Raw genomic sequence first — 23819 nt, 5'->3', positions numbered from 1 at the left:
CATACGGGCATGTACCATCACTCCCCGCCTCCCGGGGAGGTGCCCAAGGGCGCGGAAGCGCCACGGGGCAGGCGGATCGAAGGCCGACGGGGCGCGGCCACGCGCGCTCCAGTGAGGGGAACGATGCTGCCCGACCTGCCGGATCCTGGTCTGCTGATGATCTCGTTGCTGGCCATCTCGGGGCTGGCGATCCTGTGCCTGGCGCTCATGGTGGTGGGAGGGCTGGTGCTGGCCCGGTCCCTGGCCGAGCGCCTCCCCGTACGATCCGAGGGCGCGCCCCTGCCCATACGCCGCCGCCAACGTGAGGCAAAGATCACACAAAGCCCAGGTCAAGGCCGCAAAGTGGGGAGCGTCACGCTCCCCCGGCGGAGGCAGCCCTCGTAACGGTCCCGTCCTCCGCGGCCGCCAGGGCCCCGGCCAGCACCAGCCGCCCCGACGTCCGCACCACCTCGGCCACCTCGTCCACGGGACGGTGCAGCGAGGTCAGGCTGACCAGGGCCGCCAGCAGCACGTGCCCCAGGACGACCTCGGCCTGGTCCCACCCCGGCACCGGCTCCCCGATCGCCGCCGCGAGCCGGTCCCGTACGAGCAGGAACAGCACGGTCCGCGCCTCGTCCACGCTGGGATCGTCGGCGGTCACCGCCTGGACGATCGCGGAGGTCAGCGTCAGCTCCGCCGCGGCCGTCCGGACGATGCGCTCCAGGACGGCGGTCAGGCGCTCCGCCGCGGTCTCGCCCACCGCCACGGCGTCCAGGTCCTCCGTCACCCCGCGCGCCCAGTCCGTGGCCACCTCGGTCAGCAGGTGATCTTTGGACGCGAAGTACCGGTAGACCGTCGCCCGTCCCACCTCGGCCCGGTCGGCGACGTCATGCATCGTCACGGCCCCGTACCCGCCGTCCAGCGCGAGGGCGCGGGCCGCCGAGACCAGCCGCGCCCGCCGTGCCGCCTGCGCCCCGCTCAGCCCACGCGCCACAAACGTCCCCATCCTCGACCTTCGCGCATCGCGTCCGCATGATCACGATGATCGCCGTATGCTAGCGTTTTCTGCGCGGTGTACGACCGGTCACCTGGGGTGTCCCTCCGCCTCGACGCTCGCCGGCGGGCGTCGGCGCCGGGTCCCGGCGACCACACTCACGCTCAGGAGCCACGGTGGGCAACGAGATCCAGCACCAGACGACCTCGATCAGGGACCATGGGGCACAGCACGAGGCCAGGTGCGGTGACCTGCTCAGGGAGGCCCGCTACCTGCTGAACGGCGAGCCGCGCAAGGCCGCCACCGCCGCCTTCACCATGTACGGCTTCGAGCTGGCCATGTCCCACACCCTCGCCATCGAATGGGCCGACGAGGATCTCAAGACCAAGGCCGAGCAGCTCGCCGACTTCCGGCAGCGCCTGAACGCCACCGCCGCCTGCCACGACGCGGCCGAGCAGCGCAACACGCTCAAGATCTGAACCGAGCCCGGACACGTCCCCGCAAGCCCCCGATCGAGCCAGGAGAGCCTGCCCATGTGCGGTGTGAGCCATTTCAAGACCACGGCGCAGGTCGCCTACTACGTCTCGGCGGGCTCCGCGATGCTCATCCCGAACGCCTGGCCCGCCGTCTCGATCATCTACGAGGGGCAGGGGGACCCGGACCAGATCCTGCACGCCGCCCAGGACTGGTGGAAGGTCAACGACAAGCTCGGCGAGGTCATGCAGCTGAGCCAGCAGCTGCGCGCGAACCTGGACGAGCGGTCCTGGAGCGGCGACGACCGGCAGAACTACGACGCGAAGCTGTCGGAGTACGAGAACCAGTGCATGTGGTCGTCGATGCACGCCGCAGCCATCAGCATGTCCCTGTTCGGGGTCATGGCGATGCTCATGGTCTTCATCGCGATGATGGCGGTGGTCGCGGCGATCCTGTTCGCCCTGGCCATGTACGTGATCGCGATGTACGTCGCGTCGTTCTTCACCGCGGGCGCGTCCGCCGCCGCCGCGCAGGCCAAGGCCAACATCATCGCCGGTAAGTGCTACGCGTTCCTCAAGTCGGTCTCCACCATGTTCGAAACGATCATGCGGGTGGCCGCGGCCGTCCTGACCGGGCTGTTCACCCTGGGCGTCGGCGTGGGCGGCAACGTCATGAGCGGCAACTGGAGGGCGCTCGCCGACCTGGGCCAGGGCGCCTGGAACTCGATCGACGACGTGATCGCGGGCAGCCTCGGCAAGCTGGAGCAGTCGCTGACGTCCGGGCTCATGAAGGGCAGGCTCGGCGGCCAGCAGCTGTTCAAGTGGACGATCCCCACCCAGTCGATCCCGCGGACCGCCCGGCCGTGGGTGGCCCCCCTCGCCGGTGGCAAGGGGGGCGTCGACACCGCCGTCGGCGACCCCGTGTTCTCAAGCCTCATCTACGGCCAGCGGCAGTACGGCAACGACTACGTCGACAGGACCCACCCGGAGGTCTGACGGCCCTGCCCCCCGTTCCGTCAGTCGCGCCGGTCGCCGCGGCCGGACGACGGGTCGTCGGTCTCGGGCGGCTTGCCTCCCCAAGGCCAGGGATCCCCGCCCTGCGTTGGCGCGTTCCCTCCCCAAGGCCACGGCTGGCCAGGGGCCGGCCCACCACCAGGACCCGGTACGGGCGGTGCGGGCGCAGGAGTGGGAGGCGCGGGAGGCGGGGGCGGAGGCACCGGAGGCATGGGCGGGGCCATCGGAACGTTCCCAGGCCCCGGCACACCCGACCCCGGAGCGCCGGGTCCCGGGGTGGCCGGTCCCGGAGCGCCGGGGGTGCCGGGTCCCGGCACACCCGACCCCGGCGCGCCGCCCGGCGAGCCGGCTCCGGCGGTTCCCATCACCCGGCGGATCTGGTCGAGCATCCCCTCGACCTCCTTGGTCGCGCCCTCGAAGATCCGCCCCATGGAGCCGAGGGTCTCGGTCAGGCCCGACGGCTCGTCGAACATGTCCTTGAGATCGTCCGGCGTGATGTCCTGCTGGGCGAAGGTCTCGTCCATGAGCTCCTTCATCTGCCGCTCCAGGTCCCGCTTGGCCGCGCCGGAGACCTCGACGATCAACCGGCCCAGGTCGGCCGCGCTCATGCGCATGGCGCGCGGGTCGAGCTCGACCTCGGCCAGCCCCTGGTCCTGGGCGTAGACGGCCCGTACCCGGCCGTCCTGCGACTCCGCCCGCCCGCGCAGCTCGGCCATCGCCCGCTGCATGCCGGCGACCTGGTCGAACTGCGACCTCGCGTCACGGAACAGAATCTCCGGGTCGAACTCCGGCCCCGGCTCCGACATCGATCTCACCTTTCCCGCTGGAGGGTTTTCCGGCAACGAGGATCTCACGCCGCGCTACAGGTCGAGCATGAGCTCCTGGATGACGACGAAGGCCACGAGAAGCATCCTGAGGCGCTCGTCGCAGTCGCCGGACAGCCCGATCTCCCAGGGCTCGTCCACCGCCTGGACCCGGCTCACGGCCGCCACCTGGGCGCCGCCGGGAACCGTGACGGCGAAGTCGCTGCCGAACGCGTCCGTCGCGGTCACGGTCGCGAGGGTGACGCCGGGCCCGGCGCTGATCGTGTGGACGGCCCGGGCCGGCCCGCCCGTCCGGTCGATCGTGCCGAGCCGCCCGCCGTCCGGGAGGGACACCGTCACCTCGTACCGGAGGGCGCCGCTGGACTTCTCGATGGTGAACAGGGTCTCGCCCGCGGGCCCGGCGACCTCGAACTCGTACCGGCCGCCCTGGGGGTGCGCCGAGAGCGCCCTGCTGAGGCCGCGATGCGGCGCCACGGAGGGTTCCCTGACCGTGGCGAGTACCCGCCCGTCAGGCCCGCTGAGCCGGTCACGGTGGAACACCAGGCGCGACCCCGTGAACGGGCCGCCGTCCGCGCCGGGCCGCGTATCCGTGAAGTCCTGCGGCTCCAGTGTGGGCGGGCGCTGGCCCGGGTCTCCCCCGATCCTCGAGTTGGGCAGCATGATCATCAGGCAGATGACCAGGAGGCGCAGATCGTCCGACGCCCTGCCGTCGAAGCCGATGCGCTGCGGTCCCCCGGCGGGCTTCCGGTCCGCCGTGGCGAGGCGCTTGCCGGCGGCGTCCTCGAACGCGTGGGTCAGCTTCTTGGGGACGTCCCCGTACTTGACCTTGGTGGCGAAACGCCCCTCGCCCAGCCGTTCTCCCGCCGCGTCCCACAGCACATAGCCGAGGTTCCTGGCGCTGAGACGGACGACCGTAATGCGCCCGATCTCCGTGCCGTCGGCCCGCAGCACCGTGGAGGGTTCCTTGCCGGGACGGAGACTGCCCTCGACGGCCCTGCACAGCACGGTGCCGTCCGGGTCGACCAGCTCGAAGCTCTTGGCCTGTGACCGCAGCGCCGCCCGCCTGAGCCATCTCTGGTGCGCGGGGGTCTCGGACCATCGGACGAACGCGAGCGTCCGGCCCTGCTTGTCCTCGATCCTGTCCCGTCCCGCGGTCACCGGGGACGTGGTCGTGAGCGGCGCGGTCACGGCGAACCCTTCCTCGCGGTCGTCCGGGCACACCCTACCGACATCGCCACCGGCGCCACCCGCCGCCCGAGGCGGCGCCCTGCCGGAGACGCGCGGGATCGCGGAATCGCCGCGCCACGATTCCGCGATCCCGCCGCGCATTATCTCGGAAATCCAGACCGGCCGATTCGGCGCACCGGGTTTCCGGTCGGCCGAATTCGGCTCAGGCCACGTCCAGCCTCGCCCGGTGGGACGCCCATTCCAGCGAATGACGGATGGCGTCCTCGATCGTGTATTCGGGCTTCCAGCCGAGCACCCGCAGGGCCTTGGACGGGTTCACGTACGCGCCCACCACGTCACCGGGACGGGCGGGGGCCTCACGGACCTGGAAGTCCTCGCCGACCACGCCGCGGAACGCCTCGACCAGCTCCCGTACGGTGGTGCCGCCGCCGGTGCCGAGGTTGATCACCTCGTAGCCGGAGCGGCGGTCGTCGCGACCGGGCGGGACGATGGCGTCGAAACGTTCCACGGCCAGGCAGAACGCGCGGGCGATGTCCCAGACGTGGATGTAGTCGCGGACCGCCGTGCCGTCGCGGGTGTCCCAGTCGACCCCGGTGATGGTGAAGGGCACGCCCAGCTCGTAGGACTCGATCATCTTGCCCAGCGCGTGCGTGGGCTTGCTGCTCTGCAGGCCGGTGCGCATCCGCGGGTCGGCCCCGATCGGGTTGAGGTAGCGCAACGAGATCACGCGCAGCCCGTAGGCGGCGCACAGGTCCTCCAGCAGCAGCTCCGCCATCATCTTGGAGCGGGTGTAGGGGTTCTGCGGCTCCAGCGCGGACTCCTCGGTGACCGACAGGTCCGGCTCCGGCCGGTACATCCCCGCCGTCGAGGCGAAGATCATCCGGTCGCAGCCGTTGCGCAGCAGATGGCCGGCGAGATCGAGCGTGCGGGTGAGGTTGACCTGGTAGTACCGGTGCGGATCGGCCATCGAGTCGGGCACGACGATGAGCGCCGCGCAGTGCACGGTCGCGACGATGTCCGGATGCGCGGCGAAGATCTCGTCGATCAGCGCGCCGTCGCCGATGTCCCCCTGATAGAAGATCTTTCCGTCGGTGAACTCGGGCCGTCCGGTGACCAGGCTGTCGAGTACGACGGGGGTGGCCCCCCGTTCGGCGAAGGCGGACGCGATCGTGCTGCCGATGAAGCCCGCTCCCCCCGTTATCAGGACCTTCATGACGCTTCCCCTGAACGCATGGCGCCCCCTCGGTCGATGGGCACGAATCGGTACGGACAGGATCAGCAGCCGCCCGCGGGCGGTCAACGGCACGGCCGCCGCCTGACCGGCTCCGGACTGCCGTGAACTCCGGGACGGTGGCGTGCGTCCGCGCACGGTTCTTCTTCCGTGCGGCGCGGGCATGGCCGACCTGCGCCGTTCGCACGGATCCCGACGGGGCGATTACGCACCGTTGACCGCCTGCGGTAGGCATGTCCAGAACGGTTGTCATGTCCGAAAGTGGAACTACAGCGTTTGCGGGTTCCGCCGCGGCGCGCCGCCCGCCATGGTCGAGGGATGCGGTCACCCATCCGCGTCCTCATCGTGGACGATCACGCCCTGTTCGCCGAGGCCCTGGCCGCCCGGCTGGGCCGCGAGCCCGATCTGGTGATCCTGCCGGTCGCCGAGGACAGGCGGCGGGCGCTCGCGCTGACCGCCACCGAGCGGCCCCATGTCGTGGTGCTGGACATGATGCTGGCCGGCGAGAACGGGCTGGACGTCCTGGACGCCCTCCGGAAGCGGCACGCGGACGTGCGGGTGGTCGTCCTGTCGGCGATGAGCGAGGTAGAGGCGATCGTCGCGGCGCTGCGCCGCGGGGCGGTCGGCTGGCTGTCGAAGACCGAGAGCGCGGACCTGGTGGCGCGCGTGATCCGGAGCGCGGCCCGGCGCGGCGGGTGGATCCCGCCCGACATCATGGGCGACGTCCTGCGGAGGCTCCTGGACGAGACGCCGGAGGCCGACGCCGCCGCCAAGCCGCTGGCGGAGCTGACGCCGCGCGAGCGCGAGGTGCTCCAGTGCATGGTGGACGGCCTGAACCGCGCCGAGATCGCCGAACGGCTCGGGCTGTCGGCCAACACCGTGCGCACCCACACCCAGAACCTGCTGGCCAAGCTGGACCTGCATTCGGCCCTCGAAGCCATCACCCTGGCGATGCGCGCGGGGATGAAGCCCTCTCCCCCGCCTGAATCCCCTGACCCGCTGACCCGCTGACCCGCTGCGGACAGACCCAGCAAACGGCGCATCCGGGCTCGTCCCGATTGGCGATTCGATCTTCGCACGGCGTTCCTACGCTCGCCCTACCGACGCCGCCGGAGGGAAGTTCGCGTGGAGATCGACGAAGTCGCCGCCCGGGTCGTCCGCGGCTACTGGGCGCTGCTGCTGGCCATGACCGTCCTGCCGGTGCTGCTGGTGGCGCTGATGACGAGCGGACAGGAGCCGCCGCACGCGGCCACGTCCAGGATCCAGGCCAGCAGCCGGGCCACCGACGCGGCCGTGGGGGACGCGGGCGTCAGCATCGTGGTCAGCCAGGTGAAGGCGTTCGCCACGAACCGGAACCTGATGGACCGGGTGCTGCGCCAGCAGGGCGTGCGGCGCGACCCGGTGAAGCTGGCCAAGAACATCTCGGTGGCCGGGCTGGGCACCTCCACGGTGGTCGAGCTGACGATCAAGGACTCGGATCCGGCGGTGGCGCGGCGGCTGACCGACGCGATCGGCGCCGCGGTGGTCGCGGAGATCAACCAGTCCAACCAGGGCGCGATCAAGGAGCAGCTGGCCACGATCGAGCGGCGGATCACGGTCCTGCAGAAGCAGCTGGGGCCGCTGTCGCGGCGCGCCGGGGCGGTGCCGGTGCCCGACATCGGCGCGGCCAACGAGCGGGAGCGGGTCGCGGCGGAGCTGAGCGACCTGCGCACCAGCCGCACCGAGCTGCGCACGCAGCTGGCCACGTCGGGGACGGCGACGGTCGTGCAGCCCGCGGTGATGGCGCCGCGCACGAACCCGGCGCTGATGATGATGATCGTCGCGGCGCTGGTGGGGCTGGTCGCGGGGATCCTGATCGCGGTCGTGGTCGAGATGTTCCGGCCCACCGTGCCGGGGCAGGCGCGGGTCGCGCGCAGGCTGGGCGTGCCGCTGCTCGGCTGGGCGGACGGGCGCGACGCCGACCTGCCCGACCTGGGACGGCGGATCCGGCTCGCCGCCAAGCGCGAGGGCCTGAACCGGGTCGCCCTGGTCGGCGCCGGCGGGCCGCTGCCCGCCGAGCTGATGTCGCGGATCGCGGCGGCCGTGTACGGCGACGACACCAAGGTCGTCACGGCCGCGCCCGAGACCGGCAAGGCGCGCAAGAACGCGAACAGCCACACCCCGTCGCTCACGAAGCGCGCCGTCGCGGTCGTGCGCGCGGGCTCCGGCGGCACCGGCAAGGGCACGGGCGGCGGCGCCGGAACCGCCGTGATCCCGAAGAAGGCGGGCGAGGTGGAGGCGCCCGCGACGGGCGAGGTCGCCTCGCCGGCGCCGCACACCCCGGTGCCTCCCAAGCCGCCGGTCACCGGCCGGCCGGTGTGCCGCGTGCACGCCTTCGAGGACATCGATCCCGGCTCCGACGAGGCCGCCGGCGTGGTCGCCGTGGCCGGTCCCGTCACCGCGGCGCCGGGTCTGGACTCCGTCCGCGACCTGGTCACCGCGGCCGGCTGGCCGCTGCTCGGAGTCGTCGCCACCACCCGGAAGATCAAGAGGTAGCCATGGGTCACGAACAGACCACCGTCCCGTTCACCGTGCCGTCCTTCGCGGACGACGTGTCCGACGCGGTGGTGAAGGTGCTGGACTCCGGGTGGGTGACCACCGGGCCGCAGACCGCGTCGTTCGAGCAGGACTTCGCCGACTACCTCGGCGCCGCGCACGTGGTCGCGGTCGCGTCCTGCACGACGGCGCTGGAGCTGTGCCTGCGCGCGATGGACCTGCCGCCGGGTTCCGCGGTGCTGACGCCGAGCCTGACCTTCTGCGGCGCGATCAACGCGATCCTGCACGCGGGCCACCGCCCGGTGCTGGTGGACATCGACGAGGACACGCTGGTGCCGAGCCCGGCCACCGTCGCCGCCGCGGCGGAACGCGCCGGGCGCCCCGCCGCGATGGTCGTCCAGAACCAGGGCGGCTACCCGGTGGACGTGCCGGCGCTGACGGAGGCGGCGGGACTCGACCGGACCCGGGTGATCGAGGACGTGGCGCACGGCCCCGGCGCCGGACGGGACGGCGCGCACGCCGGGTCGTCCTCGTACGCGGCGTGCTTCAGCTTCTACGCGACCAAGAACCTGCCGATCGGCGAGGGCGGCGCGGTCGCCACCAGCGACCAGGACTTCGCCGACCGGATCCGCGCCACCCGCCTGCACGGCATGAGCAAGGACTCCTGGCGCCGCTACCTGCCCGGCGGAAGCTGGCGGTACGACGTCAGGAACGTCGGCCTCAAGGCCAACATGACCGACATCCAGGCGGCCATCGGACGCGCCCAGCTCACCATGCTGCCGCGGTGGCAGCGGCGGCGGGCCGAACTGGTCGCCCGGTACGACGAGGCGCTGGCGGGGCTGCCCGGCCTGGTGCTGCCGCAGCGGAACCTGGGCGGCGTACGGCACGCCTGGCACCTGTACCAGATCCGGGTGCCGGAACGGGACGCGCTGATAGCCGAGCTGGAGGCCGCGGGCGTGTCCACGTCCGTGCACTTCATCCCGGCCAACCAGATGACGGCCTACCGGTCGATCCTCGGCGCGGAGGAGTGCGGGTCGGTGCCGGTCACCGACCGGGTCGGCGAGGAACTGCTGTCGCTGCCGCTGTATCCGGGCCTGTCCCCCGACGGCCAGGACCGCGTGATCACCGCCCTGACCGAGGCGCTGCGGACGCGGGGATGACCGTGCGCTGGCTCACCCGTCCCCGCGCGCGGCGTCCCGTCCCGCCGCCCGAACGTGAGGCGCCCGGCAGTGGCCCGCTGGAGCTGCTCATGGGACGGGACGAGGTGGCGGTGGCCGGCGCGCGGGTGCGGATGCTCGTGGCGGGGCGCCGGGTGCTGGTCACCGGCGCCTGCGGGACGGTGGGCTCGGCGCTGTGCCGGCGGCTCGCGCGGCTCGGCCCGGCCGCGCTGTTCCTGATGGACCGGGACGCGGCGGGCCTGCGCGCCCTCGCGGACGAGCTGAGCGCCGGTACCGGCGAGGGCGCCGGTATCGAGGAGGGGGTCGTGGCGGCCGAGGCCGATGTCCGCGACCGCGGCCGGATCGGCGAGATCGTCGCCGCCGCCCGTCCCGACCTGGTCTTCCACACCGCGGGGCGGAACAAGCTGTGCCAGGTCGAGGACGACCCGTGCCAGGGCGTGGCCGCCAACGTGTTCGGCACCCGGCACATGGTGGACGCGGCGGTGCGGCACGGCGTGGAGCGGCTCGTGCTGGTCTCGTCCGACAAGGCCGCCGACCCGACCTCGGTGTTCGGGGCGACGATGCGGCTGGGCGAGCTGCTGCTGCAGACGGCCACGCCGGGCCCGACCCGGTTCGCGGCGGTGCGCGTCGGCAACGTGATCGGCGAGCCGGGCTCGCTGCTGTCCTCGCTGGCCAGCCGGATCGCCTCGGGCGAGGCGGTGACCATCACCCATCCGGAGGTGACGCGGCACTTCATGACCGTGGCCGAGGCGGCGGGGCTGCTGCTGGAGGCGGCGGCGCTGACCGAGGAGGCCGAGACGTTCGTGCTGGACATGGGCAACCCGGTGCCGGTGATCGAGCTGGTGCAGCGGTACGCGGCGCAGCTGCGCCTGCCGGAGGTGACGATCCGGTTCTGCGGCCTGGGGCCCGGCGAGAAGCTGGCCGAGAAGGCGTTCGCCGACTCCGAGCGGCGGATCCGCACGGCCCACCCCAAGGTCTGGGGCACCCGCCCGGCGCCGCCGCCCGCCGGGCTGCCGCTCCTGCTGGACGCCCTGGAGCGGGCCGCGGCGCGCGGCGACGAGGACGAGGTGCGGCTGGTGCTGCGCCGGCTGCTGCCCGAGTACCGGCCGCCGCGCCGGTCCCGGCCGCCCGGAGAGCCGGCGCCCGCCCGCTCGGTGACGCTGTGAGGTGCACGTGAGGACAAGCCGCAAGCTCAGGGTGGCCACCGTGATCACCCGTTTCAACGGCGGCGCCGGCCAGGTGGCGCTGAACGGGGCGCTGGCCCTCGACCCGTCCTGCTACGAGCGGGCCGTGATCACCGGCGGGGTCGGGATCGACAGCAAGGCCGCGTCCACCGGCGTGGAGGTGCGGTACGGGGAGGACGCGGTGGCCAACGCCGCCGCCGGGGACCTCACCCCGCGCGCACACCGCGCCGGGATGGAGATCGTCCAGGTCGGGCCGCTGGTGCCGCAGATCTCGCCGCGCGACGACCGGGCGGCGCTGCGCACGCTGACGCGGGTGCTGGCCGACGGCCGGTACGACGTCGTCCACACGCACAGCGCGAAGGGCGGGGTGATCGGGCGGATCGCGGCGGCGCGCGCGGGCGTGCCGCGGATCGTGCACACCTGGCACGGGTTCCCGTTCAACGAGTTCCAGTCGTGGCTGCGGCGCTACACCTATATAAGGCTGGAGAAGGCCGCCGCCAAGCACACCGACGCGTTCCTGGCGATCGGGTCGGAGACGGTGACGACCGCGCTGCGCCTGGGACTGACCACGCCCGAACGCGTCCGGCTGTCGTGGCCCTCGGTGGACGTGGACGCCTACGCGGCGGCGCCGGGGTCCCGCGCGCAGGCCCGGCGGCGGCTCGACCTGCCGCTCGGGGTGAAGGTGGTCGGGTCGGTCGGGCGGCTGACGTTCCAGAAGGGCCCGGAGATCTTCGCGCGGGCGATCGCGCGGCTGCCGGACGACGTGTTCGGGCTGTGGGTCGGCGGCGGCCCCATGGCGGGCGAGCTGGAGAAGCTGACCGAGAGGCTGGGGATCCAGGACCGGATGCGGTGGCTGGGCCACCGCGACGACGTGGCCGACGTGATGCCGGCGTTCGACGTGATGGCGATGGCCAGCCGGTGGGAGGGCCTGCCGTGCGTGCTGGTCGAGGCCATCGGCGCGGGAATCCCGCTGGTCGCGACCGCCGTCCCGTCCAACCAGGACCTGGTGCTGGCGGGCGAGACCGGGCTGCTGGTCCGCCCGGAGGACCCGGAGGGGATGGCCGGCGCGATCACGCATCTGCTCGACGACCCGGCCGCCGCCTCCCGCATGGCCGAGCGCGCCCGTGAACGGGTCGGCGACTGGTTCTCGCCCGAGTACCTGGGCGCCGTCCTGGACGAGACCTACCGGGGGAGCTCCAAGCGGCCATGATGGTGACCACGGTCGAGCGGCCGGCCCCGAAGCCCGCGCCCTCGGATGAACGAGAGCCCCGCGCGGAGCGGGCGCGGGGCCTCGTGGGCACGGTCCTGGTGGTCGGCATCGCGTCGCTGCCGATGCTGATGCCGTTCGGGCTGCCGCCGGGTCCGGGCAACACCGGCCTGCCGGACGTGCTGCTGGTCGTGGTGACGGTGACGGCGGTGCTGTGGGCCGCGACGCACCGGCACCCCATCAGGTGGCCGTTCCTGATCCCGACGCTGCTGACCATCATCGCCGGCGGCATCGCCGCGATCATCAACGACGCCGGTCAGCTCACGCTGGTCAAGGACCTGTTCGTGCTGCTGTGGGGCGTCAGCCTCGCCAACCTCGCGCGCGACCCTCGGCTGCTGCGGCTGGCGATCCGCTCCTGGGTGCTGATCGGCACCTGCTACGCCCTGATCATGATCACCGGCTTCGTGATCGGCAACGACACGCTGTCCGGCAAGCAGGTGGACGGCGAGCGCGCCATGTTCACCTTCGGCGACGCCAACTACGCCTCCAACTGGTTCATCTGCGTGTTCTTCATCGCCCGCGCCGCGAACTATCCGGACACGGCGTGGCGGCGCTGGGGGGTGTGCGGGATCCTGCTGGTCGCCGAGCTGCTGACGGGCTCCAACGGCGGAGCTCTGTCGCTGGGCATCGCGATCGTGGCCGGGCACGTCTTCCGGCTGTTCCGCGAGGGCAGGGCGCACCGGGCGGTCGCGGTGATGTCGCTGGCCGCGCTCGTCGGCGGCGGCGGGATCGCGGTGGTCACCCTGGTCGACATCCAGCCGCTGCTGGACCGGGCCAGCGCCGCGTCCCCCATCCTGCGCGACTCGATCGGGCGGACGACCGGGGAGAGCACCGAGTCGCGCAGCACGGTGTTCGCCACCACGGTCCGGATGATGGAGGAGCAGCCCCACCCTTGGGGTATCGGTCCCGGCCACACCGAGGCCGCGATGTTCGAGAACCAGGAGACCTACGTCCGCGAGGCGCACAACGACTACATCGCGGCGGTGCTGGAACGCGGCGTCCTCGGCGGGTTCGCGCTGATCGTGCTGGTGTTCGTGCTGCTGCTCAAGTGCGTGCGCATAGCGCGCCGGAACGCGCTCACCCCCACGTACGCGCGGGAGGTGCCGAGGCCGGAGCTGTTCGGTGCGCTGGTGCTGGTGTTCCTGGTGTCGGGGCTGTTCTACGAGACCCTCCACTACCGCCACGGCTGGGCGATGTTCGGCCTGATCGCGGCGCTGGATCTGTTCGCACGACCGACCGAGAGCCCGGAGGGCGGTCGTGCGCTCTTGCCGGGGGGTGTGGGGGGTCGTCCCCCCACCAAGACACGACCGCCCGAGAGCCCGGAGGGCGGTCGTGCGCAGTTGCCGGGGGGTGTGGGGGGTCGCCCCCCCACAAAGACACGACCGACCGAGAGCCCGGAGGGTCGTCCCCAGCGGTCCCACAAAAGCGCGCCGGTGGGAGGCGGTTCCGTTGACTGAGACCCGTCCGCACACCGGGGAGGCCGTGCCGGACACGGTGCTGCCCACCGAGCACACCGCGGGCCCCGCGCGGACCATCACCGGGCGGATCGTCGGGCTGATGGCGGGCAACATGATGGGCCGGGTCGGCGCGCTGGCCTCGCTCGGGCTGGCGACGATCATGGTGGCGCGGATCGGCGGGCCCGCGCTGGTCGGGGCGTTCACCCTGGTGCGGATCCTGCCGGGGCTGGTCTGTCACCTGTCCAACGCCGGGCTGCCCGCCGCCGCGCCGTACTTCCTCGCGGGCAGGGACGGGGCGGGCAAGAACTACGACCAGTCGGTGGTGCGTCCCACGCTGGCGGCGCTCACGGTGATGGGCGCGCTGGTGGGCGCGGCGGGCTGGCTCCTGTTCAGCCCGCTGATCCACCTGGCGTTCTTCCAGTCGTTCGGCATGTGGGTGGCGCTGGCCGCGACCATCCCGACGTTCACCCAGGGGTTCGTGTCGGTCGGCAAGGGCCTGCTGCAGGGCACCGACGACCTGCGCGGCGCCAGCCTGGCGATCGCCGTCGAGGAGTTCGTGTTCCTGCCCATCTACGGGGTGATCCTGATCGGCTGGTACGGGCCGGGAGCGCTGGTCACCGGGCTGGTGCTGGCCGACCTGGCGGCGGCGGCGTGGATCGTGACGCGCCTGGCGCGGCGCGGGTTCTTCCGCGGCTGGGGCCGTCCCGACCCGCGCCTTGGCCGCACCATCGCCGGGTACGGGCTGCGCGGCTACCTGGGGCAGCTCATCGACCTGCTCCAGCTCCGTTTCGACATGGCGCTGCTGGGCGCGCTCGCGGGCCCGAAGGTGCTGGGCGTCTACACCGTGGCCAGCAAGTTCGCCGAGCTCGTGCAGCTTCCGGGGCTGGCGCTGAACTACGTGCTGTACCCCGACTTCGCCCGCGACGACCGCGCCCAGGCCACCCGCCGCACCCGCCGGATGATCCTGCCGGCGCTGGGCGTGTCGGCCGTGGCCGCGCTGCCGCTCACGCTGATCGCCGGGACGGCGCTGCCCTGGGTGTTCGGCGACGTCTTCGACGACGCCGTGGTGCCGACCTACATCCGGCTCGCGGGCGTGGTCACCTTCGGCGTCACCGGGCTGATCATGGCCTATCTGTACGGGGTGGGCCGTCCCGGCGCCGCCTCGGCCGGGCAGGCGATCGGGCTGGTCGTGGTGGTGCTGACCGGGGTGTGGCTGATCCCGCTGTACGAGGCGGAGGGCGCCGCGATCGCCACCGCGGTGTCGTTCGTCGCCACCACGCTCGCGCTGCTGGCGTGGTTCCGGGTCCTGAGCAAGAGGGGGTGACGGCGATGACCGAGAGCGATCTTCCACGCCGTCCGGTCGAGGTGTCCGACGGCATCGCCCCGTCCGCCGCGCGCCGCGCGCTGGACATCGCGGGCGCGCTGGCCGGGCTGGTGCTGCTGAGCTTCCCGCTGCTGATGATCTACCTGCTGGTGCGGGCGTCCAGCCCGGGACCGGGGATCTTCCGGCAGACCAGGGTGGGCCAGGGCGGGCGCCCGTTCGTCATGTACAAGTTCCGCACGATGCGGCAGGGCGTCGGCGGGCTGACCGTCACCGCCAACTGCGACCCGCGGCTCACCCGCATCGGCAAGCTGCTGCGCGCCTGGTCGCTGGACGAGCTGCCGCAGCTGGTGAACGTGCTGCGCGGGCAGATGACGCTGGTGGGGCCGCGCCCGGAGACCTACGACCTGGCCGAGCACTACGACCCGGCCAGCCGCTGGATCTTCGACCATCGGCCGGGGCTCACCGGCTACTCCGAGGTCCGGCTCCGCGACTTCGACGTGCTGCCGCCCGGCCAGGAGGTCGATCTCGTCGGCTATATCGAGAAGATCGTACCCGCCCGGGTCGCGCTGGACGCGGTGTACCTGCGCGACCCCACGATGCGGGCGACGATCCGCGCGCTGTTCGACACCGTCCGGCACATCCTCGGCTTCCAGGTCAGATGAGGGGACGCGGGAAGGCCGGGCTCGTGATCGTCGCCGCGGTGACGCTGGCGGGCCTGATCGCCTTCGCGGTACGGCAGGTCGCCTCCGACGGGTACGAGCCGTACCGGGGGCCGCTGGCGACACCGGGCGCGACGTCCGGCGCGCGCAAGCCGACCCTCAACATCGCGCTGAACACGCAGCCCTCCGACTATCCGCGGCTGCGCGCGCTCGGCTACGACCTGGTGGACGTCAAGCCGGACCCCGCGTCGGTCGCGGGCGTCCCGGACGGCATGCGGGCGCTGCTGTGGGTCGGCAACTTCACGTGCGACGAGTTCGAGCTGTCGTTCGGGGAGTTCGCCGCGGCGGTGCGGCGGCTCGCCCGGCATCCCAAGGTGTTCGGCTGGTACCTGTCGGACGAGCCCAACCCGCGCGAGTGCCCGCGCATCTCCTGGGAGATCAGGAGGCGCGCCGACCTGATCGAGCGGGAGGCGCCCGGCCAGGTCTCGTTCATCTCCCTCACCGACTGGCCGATGGCGCCGCTCACTCCGGAACGGGTGAACGTCGATCTCGTCGGGCTCGACCCGTACCCGTGCAAGGGCTCGTCGCGCACCAGGTCGCGCTGCGACATCAACGCCATCGACCGCATGGTGCGGATGGCCGACAAGGCCGGCATCCCCCGCAGCGTGGTGGTGCCGGTGTACCAGACGTTCGGGCAGTCCTGCTCGGAGGGCGACAAGCAGTACTGGCTCCCCACCGAGGACCAGCTACGGCAGATCCTGCGGCGCTGGGACCGGCTCGTCCCCGATCCGCCGATGGACATCGCCTACTCGTGGGGCCACCAGTCCGAATGGGCGTGCCCCACTCTCGCCGACGCGGACGGCGGCGAGCACCCCGATCTTCAGTCGATCATGCGCGAGCGCAACACCCGGAGCTAGGGGTCCCGGCTAGGGGTTCTCGGCGATCGCGGGCTCGTTGGGCATGTGCAGTTCCAGCGAGCCGAGCCGGACGGCGAAGACCTCCAGCATGACGACGACCAGCACCAGCACGACGGCCAGCAGGCCCGCCTGTTTCCTGTTGCGCACGTGTCGGCCCCTTAGCCCCCTTCGATCCCCCGTGACCCGCAATGAAGGTAACACGCATGATCGACCGCCCCGGCCGGGAAGGCCGGGGCGGTCAGGAAACTCTGCGGTCCGGGATGGTTCGGGACGGTTCAGGAGACCTTGCGGCTGCCCAGGTCGACGCAGCGCGCGTTGACGCACTTGCCGGTCGACAGGTCGAACGCGAAGTTGTGCGCGAGGCAGTGCAACCGGCCGTCGGCCACGACCGCGCCGACCGACAGGTCCTCGCCCGCGTGCGGGCAGTACCGCGGGATGTCGTAGGTGTGGCCGTCGGCCTCGACGAGGATGCGCTCGGTCTCGTCCCGTTCCGTCTCGTACGCCTCCACCGCCTGCAACGCGGGGGCGTTGGCGTGCTTGAGCAGGCCGACCAGGTGGTCGTTGTAGACGTCGGGGTCGCGGTAGAGGCTGAGCCGGAAGGAGATGAGCAGGTCCTCCCAGGCGATCCGGCCGCTCAGCACGCCCTCCAGCCAGCGTCCCGCGGTGGTGATCCGGTAGTGCGGCCGCGCGCCCGGCCCGGCCTCGCCCACCTTGACGCCCTCGGGCGACAGGTCCACGTCCCAGACCCCGCCGTTCGGCCCCGTGACCTCGAACCGGACGGTCATGTCGATCTGGGTGAGGAAGTAGTCGCTGAGCCCGCCCAGGTAGTCGAAGTGGGCGACGAAGCGGTCGAACAGGCTCGCGTCGGGGTCGGGGTACTCCGCGAGCACGCCCTCGATCGCGGCCGCCCGGTCCGTGGCGTACTCCCGCAGGTAGCCGTCGCGGAAGTGGTCGGCGAAGTCGAACCGCGCCGACACCGGGTCGCGGGTGATCCCGCCGCCGTCCAGGTCGAGGACGTCGCCGGGCTTGAACAGCTCCCATCGCTGGGCCGGCAGGTGCTCGCGCAGCCAGGTGACGGACACGTCCGGGTCGCAGAACGCGCCGGTCTCCTGGTGCAGCACCCAGTTGAGATGGTCCACCTCGCGGTCCAGGAAGCAGGGCGGGCCGGCGAAGGGGACGGCGAGCTCGGGCGCGGTCTGGCGCACCAGCCGCTGGGCCGCGCGCAGCTTGGCGATGCGCTTGGCCATGGACACCCGGGCCATCTCCTCGGGCGGGTACTCGTAGCAGATCGGATGCCAGGACGCGCCGGAGGTCTGCAACGCCATCACGTCCAGGCGGCCCCCGGCCAGATGCTTGGCCCTGCGGGCCTGCGCGGCGGTGAGCCTGGCGTCGTTGCAGTGCAGGATCGCGCGCCCGTCCGCCACGATCAGAAAAGCGGCGTCATGGCACATCGGCGACAGCTCGGGAATGACCGTGATCCAGGAGCCCCGATTGTCCAGTGGGAATTTCTCCCAGGGGGAGATCTCGATTACCTGGCGGCCACCCGCCGCCGCCAGCATCCGTTCCCGGAACGCCGGGCCCGGATACCGTGGAATGAGGATCCTCGTCCGGGCGGAAAGCCGCGCGATGAACCAGGGATCGAAATGATCAAGATGCTCGTGCGAGACGGCGGCCCAGTCGGCATCCACCAGCCCGCCGAGGTCCACATGATCATTGCGCGGGTACTGGTGCCAGGCACCGAGGAACGCGCCCGTCGGAGCGAGCCAGGGATCGGCGAGCAGGTGGAACGCGTGCGCGCGCACCGACACGCCCGCGTGCCCGAGAAAAGTGACCGTCGGCATGCCATGAGGGTGCCTTCCCGGGCCCGCCGTCGCACCCGGCGGAATGCGCAATGCGGCTACGCCGTAGGCATGAAAGAAATGCGGCGCCCAGAAGGGCCAAAGGAGGGCCAATGCCCCATGAGACGTACCGCGGAACGGCCGGGTTTACGATCCCGTAATGGCATGACCGCTTCTGGCCAGTAAGAGGGATGTTGTGGCCAATTATCTAGACACACGCTCATCCACAGGCGACCGTCGTAACGGTGCTGGGGTCAATGGACGGGGGTCCTCATGAATAGCCTTTGGCGGCGCCGGCTGAGGCATGACATCCGGCATGAACTCGGGACGATCATCATGCTCGCGTCCGCGGTGGCGGTCGCCGACGACATCGGCGACCGCAGCCGCGAGCGCGTCGAGCAGCTTCTGGGTGAGACCCGGTGGCTCGACCACCTGCTGCGCCGGCTGGACGAGGAGGGCGACGACGGCGACACCCGCGAGCCGCTGCCGCCCCCCGAGCGGATCCGCGTGGACGAGCTGGCCGCCGAGGTCGTCACCGGGATGCGCCTGGCCACCGCGCACGAGGTCGGGTTCGCGGGCGAGGAGGCGTGGGCGCACATGGACCCGGTGGCGCTGTGGCGCGCGCTCCGCAACGTCCTCGACAACGCCTGCCGCGTCGCCGCCGGACGGGTGAACGTCCAGGTCCGCGCCGCCCGCGGCTGGGTGACCGTCCAGGTCGACGACGACGGGCCGGGGTTCGGCCAGGGCACCGCGGGGCTCGCCTCGCTCGGGCTGGGCATCGTGCACGACCTGATCTCCGAGTACGGGGGCGGGCTTGAGATTCGCGCCTGCGAGCTGGGCGGGGCGCGGGTGCGGATGCTGCTGCCGGCGGCGCCGCCCGCGGCCATGGCCACCGCCGAGACCGTGGGAGCCGACGACTGGCGGCCGCATCCATGAGAATCCTGATCTGCGACGACCACGCCATGTTCGCCGACTCGCTGTCGCTGGTGCTGGCCGACGCCGGCCACACCGTCACCGGGGTGGTGTACTCGCCGCGGGAGGCGCTGCCCGTGCTGTGCGAGCCGGGGGCCGACGTGTGCCTGATCGACATGCGGTTCCCGTCCGGGACGGCGCTGGAGTGGATGCCGCGGCTGCGCGCGGCGGCGCCCGCGACCCGGTTCGTGGTGCTGACCGGGTTCCTTGAGGACACGGTGCTGGAGGACGGCCTGGCGGCGGGCATCCGCGGCTTCGCGCACAAGGGCCAGCAGGCCGGCGACATCCTGGACGTGCTGCGGCGGGTGGAGGCGGGCGAGGTGGTCGTCGACAGCGCCCTGACCCGCCGTGCCGCGCCGGACCGGCACGGCCGGCAGGACGGGCCGGACGGGCGGGCGCGGCTCGCGGCCCGGTACCTGACCCCCAGGGAACGGGAGGTGCTGACGCGGCTGGCCCGGGGCGAGTCCACGCAGGCGCTGGCCAAGGCGATGGGCGTGACCCGCAGCACCGCCCGCAGCCATGTGCAGAGCGTGCTGAGCAAGCTCGGCGTCCACTCGCAGCGGGAGGCCGTCATCGAGGCCGCGCGACACGGCCTGGTCAGCGTCGAGACCGGGGAGTGGCTCGCGGGCTGACCCGTACCTCCCCGGGAGTACGGCCGATCACTCCCTTCGGCCGACGCCGGGCCGCCCGCCGGTGCCTTACCGTGCAGAAATGACCAGTTCCCCGAGCGGCGCGGACGACCGGCCGGGTGTCCAGGGGCGGCTGCACCTGCCGCTCCCGGGCATGTGGCCGGTGTGGATCGTGCCCGCCGTCCTCGCCTTCTTCCAGGTGATGGGCACGCTGGGGGCGCAGAGAGGAGACACCCAGGGTCCGCCGTGGGTCCGGCAGAACCTCTCCGGTGAGGACGTGGCGCCCCACATCCAGCCGCTGGACGGGTTCGGTCTCGCGCTGCTGCTGGCCGGGCCCGCGCTGCTGCTGCTGCGCCGCCGTCACCCGGCGGTCACGCTGGCGGGCGTCGGAATCGTGACCGTCCTGTTCATGCTGCGCGCGTACGCGTGGGGGCCGGGCCTCTTCTCCCTCGCCGTCGCGATCGTCGCACCGGTGGTGGCGGGGCAGCGGCTGTTCGCCTGGGCCGGGACGTTCGCGGTGATGGGCGGCTACTTCGCCGTCTCCGCCGTCATCGGCGTGCCGTTCGAGCAGCGCGGCCGGGCCGACCAGTTCTTCCCGGTGGAGGAGCCCAGCCTGGCCGGGCTGAGCTTCGCCGTCGCCTGGGCCGCCGTGCCGCTGATCAGCGGGGAGCTGATCCGGATGCGGGCCCAGCGCGCCGCCGCGTCCGCCCGCACCCGGGCCGAGGCGGAACGCCGGCAGGCCAGCGAGGAACGGCTGCGGATGGCCAGGGAGCTGCACGACGTGCTCGCCCACAACATCTCCATGATCAACGTTCAGGCCGGGGTGGCGCTGCACCTGATCGACCAGGACCCGCACCAGGCGAGGACCGCGCTGGCGGCGATCAAGGAGGCGAGCAAGGAGGCGCTGACCGAGATGCGCTCGGTGATCGGGGTGCTGCGCTCGCAGGGCGAGAGCGCGCCGCGGGCGCCCACCGCCGGGCTGGACCGCCTGGACGAGCTGCTGGGCCGCGCCAGGTCGGCCGGGCTCACGGTGGACGCCGAGATCACCGGCGAGCGCCGGCCGCTGCCGGCCGGCACCGACCTGGCCGCGTTCCGGATCGTCCAGGAGTCCCTGACCAACGTGTCGCGGCACGCCGGACCCGGCCCGGTGACGGCCCGGGTCCGGATCGCCTACGGTGACCGTGAGATCTCCGTGCGGGTCGACGACGACGGGCGGGGGGTGTCCCTGCTGGACGACCATCCCGGAGGCAGCGGGATCAACGGCATGCGGGAGCGGGCGGCGGCGCTGGGCGGCACGTTCTCCGCGGGCCCGCGTCCCGAGGGCGGGTTCGGCGTGCGGGCCACGCTCCCCATCGACGAAGAGAGGCCCGGATGATCAGGGTGGTGCTGGCCGACGACCAGGTCCTGGTGCGCGCCGGGTTCCGCGCCCTGCTGGACGCCCAGGACGACATCGAGGTGGTGGGCGAGGCCGGTGACGGCGAGGAGGCGGTGGCACAGGCCAGACGGCTGCGTCCGGACGTGATCCTGATGGACGTCCGGATGCCGGGGCTCGACGGCCTGGAGGCCACCCGGCGGATCGCCTCCGACGAGCGGCTCGACGGCGTCCGGATCGTCATCCTCACCACCTTCGAGCTGGACGAGTACGTGTTCGAGGCGCTGCGCGGCGGGGCCGGCGGGTTCCTGGTCAAGGACACCGAGCCGGTCGAGCTGATCCGCGCGGTGCGGGCCGTGGCGGCGGGAGACGGACTGCTGTCGCCCAGCGTGACCCGCCGGCTCATCGCCGAGTTCGCCACCCGCGCCAAGGAGCCCTCGCCCTCGCCACGGCTGAACGCGCTCACCGACCGGGAGCGTGAGGTGATGACGCTGGTCGGCGAGGGCCTGACCAACGAGGAGATCGCCGCCAGGCTGGTGGTCAGCCCCGCCACCGCCAAGACCCATGTGAGCCGCACCATGGTCAAGCTCGGCGCCCGCGACCGCGCGCAGCTCGTGGTGTTCGCCTACGAGTCCGGCCTGGTCAAACCGGGCTGGCTGGCCTGAGGGAGCGGGCCGGCGGGCCCGCTCCGGCCGCGATCCCCTGTCGCGGCGCCCGGTGGCGTGACAGGGTGGAGAGACGGAGGTCGACACCCGACGCGGAGGAGCCGGTGCCGCACGCCACGAAGATCCTGGCCGTGGACGACCGCGAGGAGAACCTGGTCGCCCTCGCGGCCGTGCTGGACGCGCTGCCGGTCGAGCTCGTCGGCGTCACCTCGGGCCGGGAGGCGCTGCGGGAACTGATCAACGACGAGTTCGCGCTGATCCTGCTGGACGTGGTGATGCCCGAGATGGACGGCTTCGAGACCGCGGGGCACATCAAGAGCCGTCCCCGCACCCGGGACATCCCCATCATCTTCCTGACCGCCGCCGGGGAGGCGGGCGAGCAGGCGTACCAGGGCTACGCGGCGGGCGCGGTGGACTACCTCACCAAGCCGTTCGACCCGTGGCTGCTGCGGGTCAAGGTGTCGATCTACGTCGATCTGCACCGCCGTACCGTCGAGTTGCGGCGCCAGGCCGCGCTGCTGCGGGAGGCGCTGGACGGCGAGGGCGGCTCCGGTTGCGACCGGATCCTCAAGGCGCTGGACGACCGGATGGCGCTGGTGGAGGGCGATGTCGCGCGGCTGCGCGGCGAGGGCGCCGACGGCTCGGACGGGACCGCGGCCGACCCGCTGGACGCGCTCGAAAGCCATGTCGCCGACCTGCGGCTCGCCCTGGACGCCCTGTCCGCCGGGACCTGACCCGTCGTCCGGCCCGCGGCCGGGCGGGTCAGGCGCCTTGCAGCCGCATCCGCAGGATGAACGCACCGGCCAGGACGGCGGCCACCACCAGGATCACCGCGACCGTGACGATGAGGATGGTCTTGCGGCGTTCCCGGTCCCGCGCGCCGAAACGCTGGATCCCCGGGGGCGGCGGCTGCTGCCACTGGTGGGGGTGCGCCGGCTGCTGCCAGGGCGGCGGGGTCTGCGGGCCGGGCGTCCACTCGGTCTCCAGCAGCGTCCGCTCAAGCGCCGGCTGCTGCGTGGGGGATTGCTGGGGAGGCGGATGCTGAGCGGGCGGTCGCGGCTGGACGGGCGGCTGCCGGTCGGCGCCCGGCCCCCGGTCGACGTTGAAGACGGCGCTGTAGCGCCCGTACTGGCCGGACCCCGGGTCCTCCCTGGTGATGCCGTCGACCTCGGTCTCGTCCAGCACGGTGGCGGTCGGCTCGTCCACCACGGTCTGGTCGTAGTAGCCGCCGGACGGCTCGTCGAGGATGGTGTCCTCGGCGGACGACGGCGCCGGCTGCTGCCGGGGGATCGGCTTGGGCATCGTCGCCACGTGCGTCAGCATGGGCTGGGCCTGCGCGGCGGTGATCCGCCGCGCGGGCTCGCGCGCCAGCAGTCCCTCCAGCACCGAGGCCAGCGGGCCCGCGTTGCGCGCGGGTGGGACGGGCTCGGTCAGCGCCGCTTGGAGCGAGGCCATGGCATCGGGCCGGTCGTAGGGGGAACGGCCCTCCAGCGCCGCGTACAGCGTGGCGCCCAGCGACCACAGGTCCGAGGCGGGCACCGCGCGCTCCCCCATGGCGCGTTCGGGAGGGATGTACGCGGGCGACCCCATGACCAGGCCGGTCTGCGTCAGGGTGGCGTCACCCTCCACTTGGGCGATGCCGAAGTCGGTGAGCACCACCCGGCCCGTGTCCGTGATGAGCACGTTGCTGGGCTTGACGTCGCGGTGCAGGATCCCCTTCTCGTGCGCGTGCCGCAGCGCCGCGAGCATCTGCAGCCCGATCTCGGCGACCCGCTGGTGCTCCAGCGGCCCCTCCTCCAGCAGATCCTGCAGCGAGCGGGCCTTGACCAGCTCCATCACGATCCAGGGGCGGCCCGTCTCCTCCACCACGTCGTGGACGGTCACCACGCCCGGATGGTTGAGCCGCGCCGACGCCCGCGCCTCCCGGAGCGTCCGCTCGTAGAGGATGTCGCGTTCCTGCCGGGTCAGCCCCGGGGGCAGCTCCACCTCCTTGACGGCGACCTCGCGATCCAGCATGACGTCATAGGCACGCCAGACGGTGCCCATGCCGCCACGGCCCACCACCGCGTCCAGCCGGTAGCGGTTGGCGAGCAGATGACCCTCTCCCATAGCTGAATGG

23 protein-coding genes are annotated in these 23819 nt (G+C 72.5%); 16 read left to right on the top strand and 7 right to left on the bottom strand.

Annotation, left to right across the window (positions count from 1 at the left end; all coding sequences use genetic code 11):
* Positions 1-352: 352 nt before the first annotated feature.
* Positions 353-973 carry a TetR/AcrR family transcriptional regulator gene (locus ACGWYJ_RS06340; protein WP_395104622.1) on the bottom strand — a complete coding sequence of 207 codons (621 nt, stop codon included), beginning with the start codon at positions 971-973 and terminating at the stop codon, positions 353-355.
* Between the two features lie 176 nt (positions 974-1149).
* Here ACGWYJ_RS06340 and ACGWYJ_RS06335 point away from each other — a divergent pair, with 176 nt between their 5' ends.
* Positions 1150-1452, top strand: coding sequence for a hypothetical protein (locus tag ACGWYJ_RS06335; RefSeq protein ID WP_395104621.1), 303 nt, complete (start codon positions 1150-1152; stop codon positions 1450-1452).
* A gap of 54 nt (positions 1453-1506) precedes the next feature.
* Complete coding sequence (locus ACGWYJ_RS06330) at positions 1507-2442, top strand: hypothetical protein (protein ID WP_395104620.1); 936 nt, start codon at positions 1507-1509, stop codon at positions 2440-2442.
* A 20-nt stretch (positions 2443-2462) separates the two neighbouring features.
* Here ACGWYJ_RS06330 and ACGWYJ_RS06325 read toward each other — a convergent pair whose 3' ends face one another.
* The 3 genes from ACGWYJ_RS06325 to galE form a co-directional block, all read right to left on the bottom strand.
* Positions 2463-3266, bottom strand: a complete 804-nt coding sequence (locus ACGWYJ_RS06325; RefSeq protein WP_395104619.1) for a YbaB/EbfC family nucleoid-associated protein — start codon at positions 3264-3266, stop codon at positions 2463-2465.
* 54 nt (positions 3267-3320) lie between these two features.
* Positions 3321-4472, bottom strand: a complete 1152-nt coding sequence (locus tag ACGWYJ_RS06320) for a hypothetical protein (RefSeq protein ID WP_395104618.1) — start codon at positions 4470-4472, stop codon at positions 3321-3323.
* 202 nt (positions 4473-4674) lie between these two features.
* On the bottom strand, positions 4675-5685 hold the full coding sequence (gene galE, locus ACGWYJ_RS06315) for a UDP-glucose 4-epimerase GalE (RefSeq protein WP_395104617.1): 1011 nt from the start codon (positions 5683-5685) through the stop codon (positions 4675-4677).
* A gap of 336 nt (positions 5686-6021) precedes the next feature.
* On the opposite strand from galE, the gene ACGWYJ_RS06310 reads away from it, so the two are divergent.
* From ACGWYJ_RS06310 to ACGWYJ_RS06270, 9 genes are all read left to right on the top strand, one after another.
* The gene (locus ACGWYJ_RS06310; protein WP_395104616.1) at positions 6022-6714 is read left to right on the top strand and encodes a response regulator; all 693 of its coding nucleotides are present in this window, start codon (positions 6022-6024) and stop codon (positions 6712-6714) included.
* A 114-nt stretch (positions 6715-6828) separates the two neighbouring features.
* Positions 6829-8238, top strand: coding sequence for a hypothetical protein (locus tag ACGWYJ_RS06305; protein ID WP_395104615.1), 1410 nt, complete (start codon positions 6829-6831; stop codon positions 8236-8238).
* A 2-nt stretch (positions 8239-8240) separates the two neighbouring features.
* Positions 8241-9398: a DegT/DnrJ/EryC1/StrS family aminotransferase gene (locus ACGWYJ_RS06300; RefSeq protein WP_395104614.1), complete on the top strand. Its 1158-nt coding sequence runs from the start codon at positions 8241-8243 to the stop codon at positions 9396-9398.
* A complete protein-coding gene (locus ACGWYJ_RS06295) occupies positions 9395-10582 on the top strand; it encodes an SDR family NAD(P)-dependent oxidoreductase (protein ID WP_395104613.1) in 1188 nt (395 codons plus the stop codon). The genes ACGWYJ_RS06300 and ACGWYJ_RS06295 overlap by 4 nt, the downstream gene beginning before the upstream one ends.
* A gap of 7 nt (positions 10583-10589) precedes the next feature.
* Positions 10590-11810: a glycosyltransferase gene (locus ACGWYJ_RS06290; protein WP_395104612.1), complete on the top strand. Its 1221-nt coding sequence runs from the start codon at positions 10590-10592 to the stop codon at positions 11808-11810.
* Positions 11807-13324 (top strand): O-antigen ligase family protein, encoded by a 1518-nt coding sequence (locus tag ACGWYJ_RS06285; protein WP_395104611.1) that lies wholly within the window; start codon positions 11807-11809, stop codon positions 13322-13324. Before ACGWYJ_RS06290 ends, ACGWYJ_RS06285 begins: the two co-directional genes overlap by 4 nt.
* Positions 13317-14648, top strand: a complete 1332-nt coding sequence (locus tag ACGWYJ_RS06280; RefSeq protein WP_395104610.1) for a lipopolysaccharide biosynthesis protein — start codon at positions 13317-13319, stop codon at positions 14646-14648. The genes ACGWYJ_RS06285 and ACGWYJ_RS06280 overlap by 8 nt, the downstream gene beginning before the upstream one ends.
* A gap of 5 nt (positions 14649-14653) precedes the next feature.
* Complete coding sequence (locus ACGWYJ_RS06275) at positions 14654-15310, top strand: sugar transferase (protein WP_395104609.1); 657 nt, start codon at positions 14654-14656, stop codon at positions 15308-15310.
* Complete coding sequence (locus ACGWYJ_RS06270) at positions 15307-16224, top strand: hypothetical protein (protein WP_395104608.1); 918 nt, start codon at positions 15307-15309, stop codon at positions 16222-16224. The genes ACGWYJ_RS06275 and ACGWYJ_RS06270 overlap by 4 nt, the downstream gene beginning before the upstream one ends.
* 9 nt (positions 16225-16233) lie before the next feature.
* Here the strand turns inward: ACGWYJ_RS06270 and ACGWYJ_RS06265 are convergent, their stop codons facing one another.
* The gene (locus tag ACGWYJ_RS06265; RefSeq protein ID WP_395104607.1) at positions 16234-16371 is read right to left on the bottom strand and encodes a hypothetical protein; all 138 of its coding nucleotides are present in this window, start codon (positions 16369-16371) and stop codon (positions 16234-16236) included.
* A 128-nt stretch (positions 16372-16499) separates the two neighbouring features.
* Positions 16500-18065 (bottom strand): MBL fold metallo-hydrolase, encoded by a 1566-nt coding sequence (locus tag ACGWYJ_RS06260; protein ID WP_395104606.1) that lies wholly within the window; start codon positions 18063-18065, stop codon positions 16500-16502.
* Between the two features lie 270 nt (positions 18066-18335).
* On the opposite strand from ACGWYJ_RS06260, the gene ACGWYJ_RS06255 reads away from it, so the two are divergent.
* The 5 genes from ACGWYJ_RS06255 (at position 18336) to ACGWYJ_RS06235 (ending at position 22434) form a co-directional block, all read left to right on the top strand.
* Positions 18336-18998, top strand: coding sequence for a sensor histidine kinase (locus ACGWYJ_RS06255; protein ID WP_395104605.1), 663 nt, complete (start codon positions 18336-18338; stop codon positions 18996-18998).
* Positions 18995-19666: a response regulator gene (locus tag ACGWYJ_RS06250; RefSeq protein ID WP_395104604.1), complete on the top strand. Its 672-nt coding sequence runs from the start codon at positions 18995-18997 to the stop codon at positions 19664-19666. The genes ACGWYJ_RS06255 and ACGWYJ_RS06250 overlap by 4 nt, the downstream gene beginning before the upstream one ends.
* A gap of 79 nt (positions 19667-19745) precedes the next feature.
* Complete coding sequence (locus ACGWYJ_RS06245) at positions 19746-21038, top strand: sensor histidine kinase (RefSeq protein WP_395104603.1); 1293 nt, start codon at positions 19746-19748, stop codon at positions 21036-21038.
* Positions 21035-21700: a response regulator gene (locus tag ACGWYJ_RS06240; protein ID WP_395104602.1), complete on the top strand. Its 666-nt coding sequence runs from the start codon at positions 21035-21037 to the stop codon at positions 21698-21700. The genes ACGWYJ_RS06245 and ACGWYJ_RS06240 overlap by 4 nt, the downstream gene beginning before the upstream one ends.
* Before the next feature lie 104 nt (positions 21701-21804).
* Positions 21805-22434, top strand: a complete 630-nt coding sequence (locus ACGWYJ_RS06235) for a two-component system response regulator (protein ID WP_395104601.1) — start codon at positions 21805-21807, stop codon at positions 22432-22434.
* Positions 22435-22462: 28 nt separating this feature from the next.
* On the opposite strand, the gene ACGWYJ_RS06230 is transcribed toward ACGWYJ_RS06235, so the two are convergent.
* On the bottom strand, positions 22463-23809 hold the full coding sequence (locus tag ACGWYJ_RS06230; RefSeq protein WP_395104600.1) for a serine/threonine-protein kinase: 1347 nt from the start codon (positions 23807-23809) through the stop codon (positions 22463-22465).
* Positions 23810-23819 lie beyond the last annotated feature (10 nt).

This window comes from Actinomadura sp. SCN-SB, from assembly GCF_043906805.1.
Lineage (GTDB): Bacteria > Actinomycetota > Actinomycetes > Streptosporangiales > Streptosporangiaceae > Spirillospora.
This window is presented reverse-complemented; position numbering and strand designations above follow the sequence as displayed.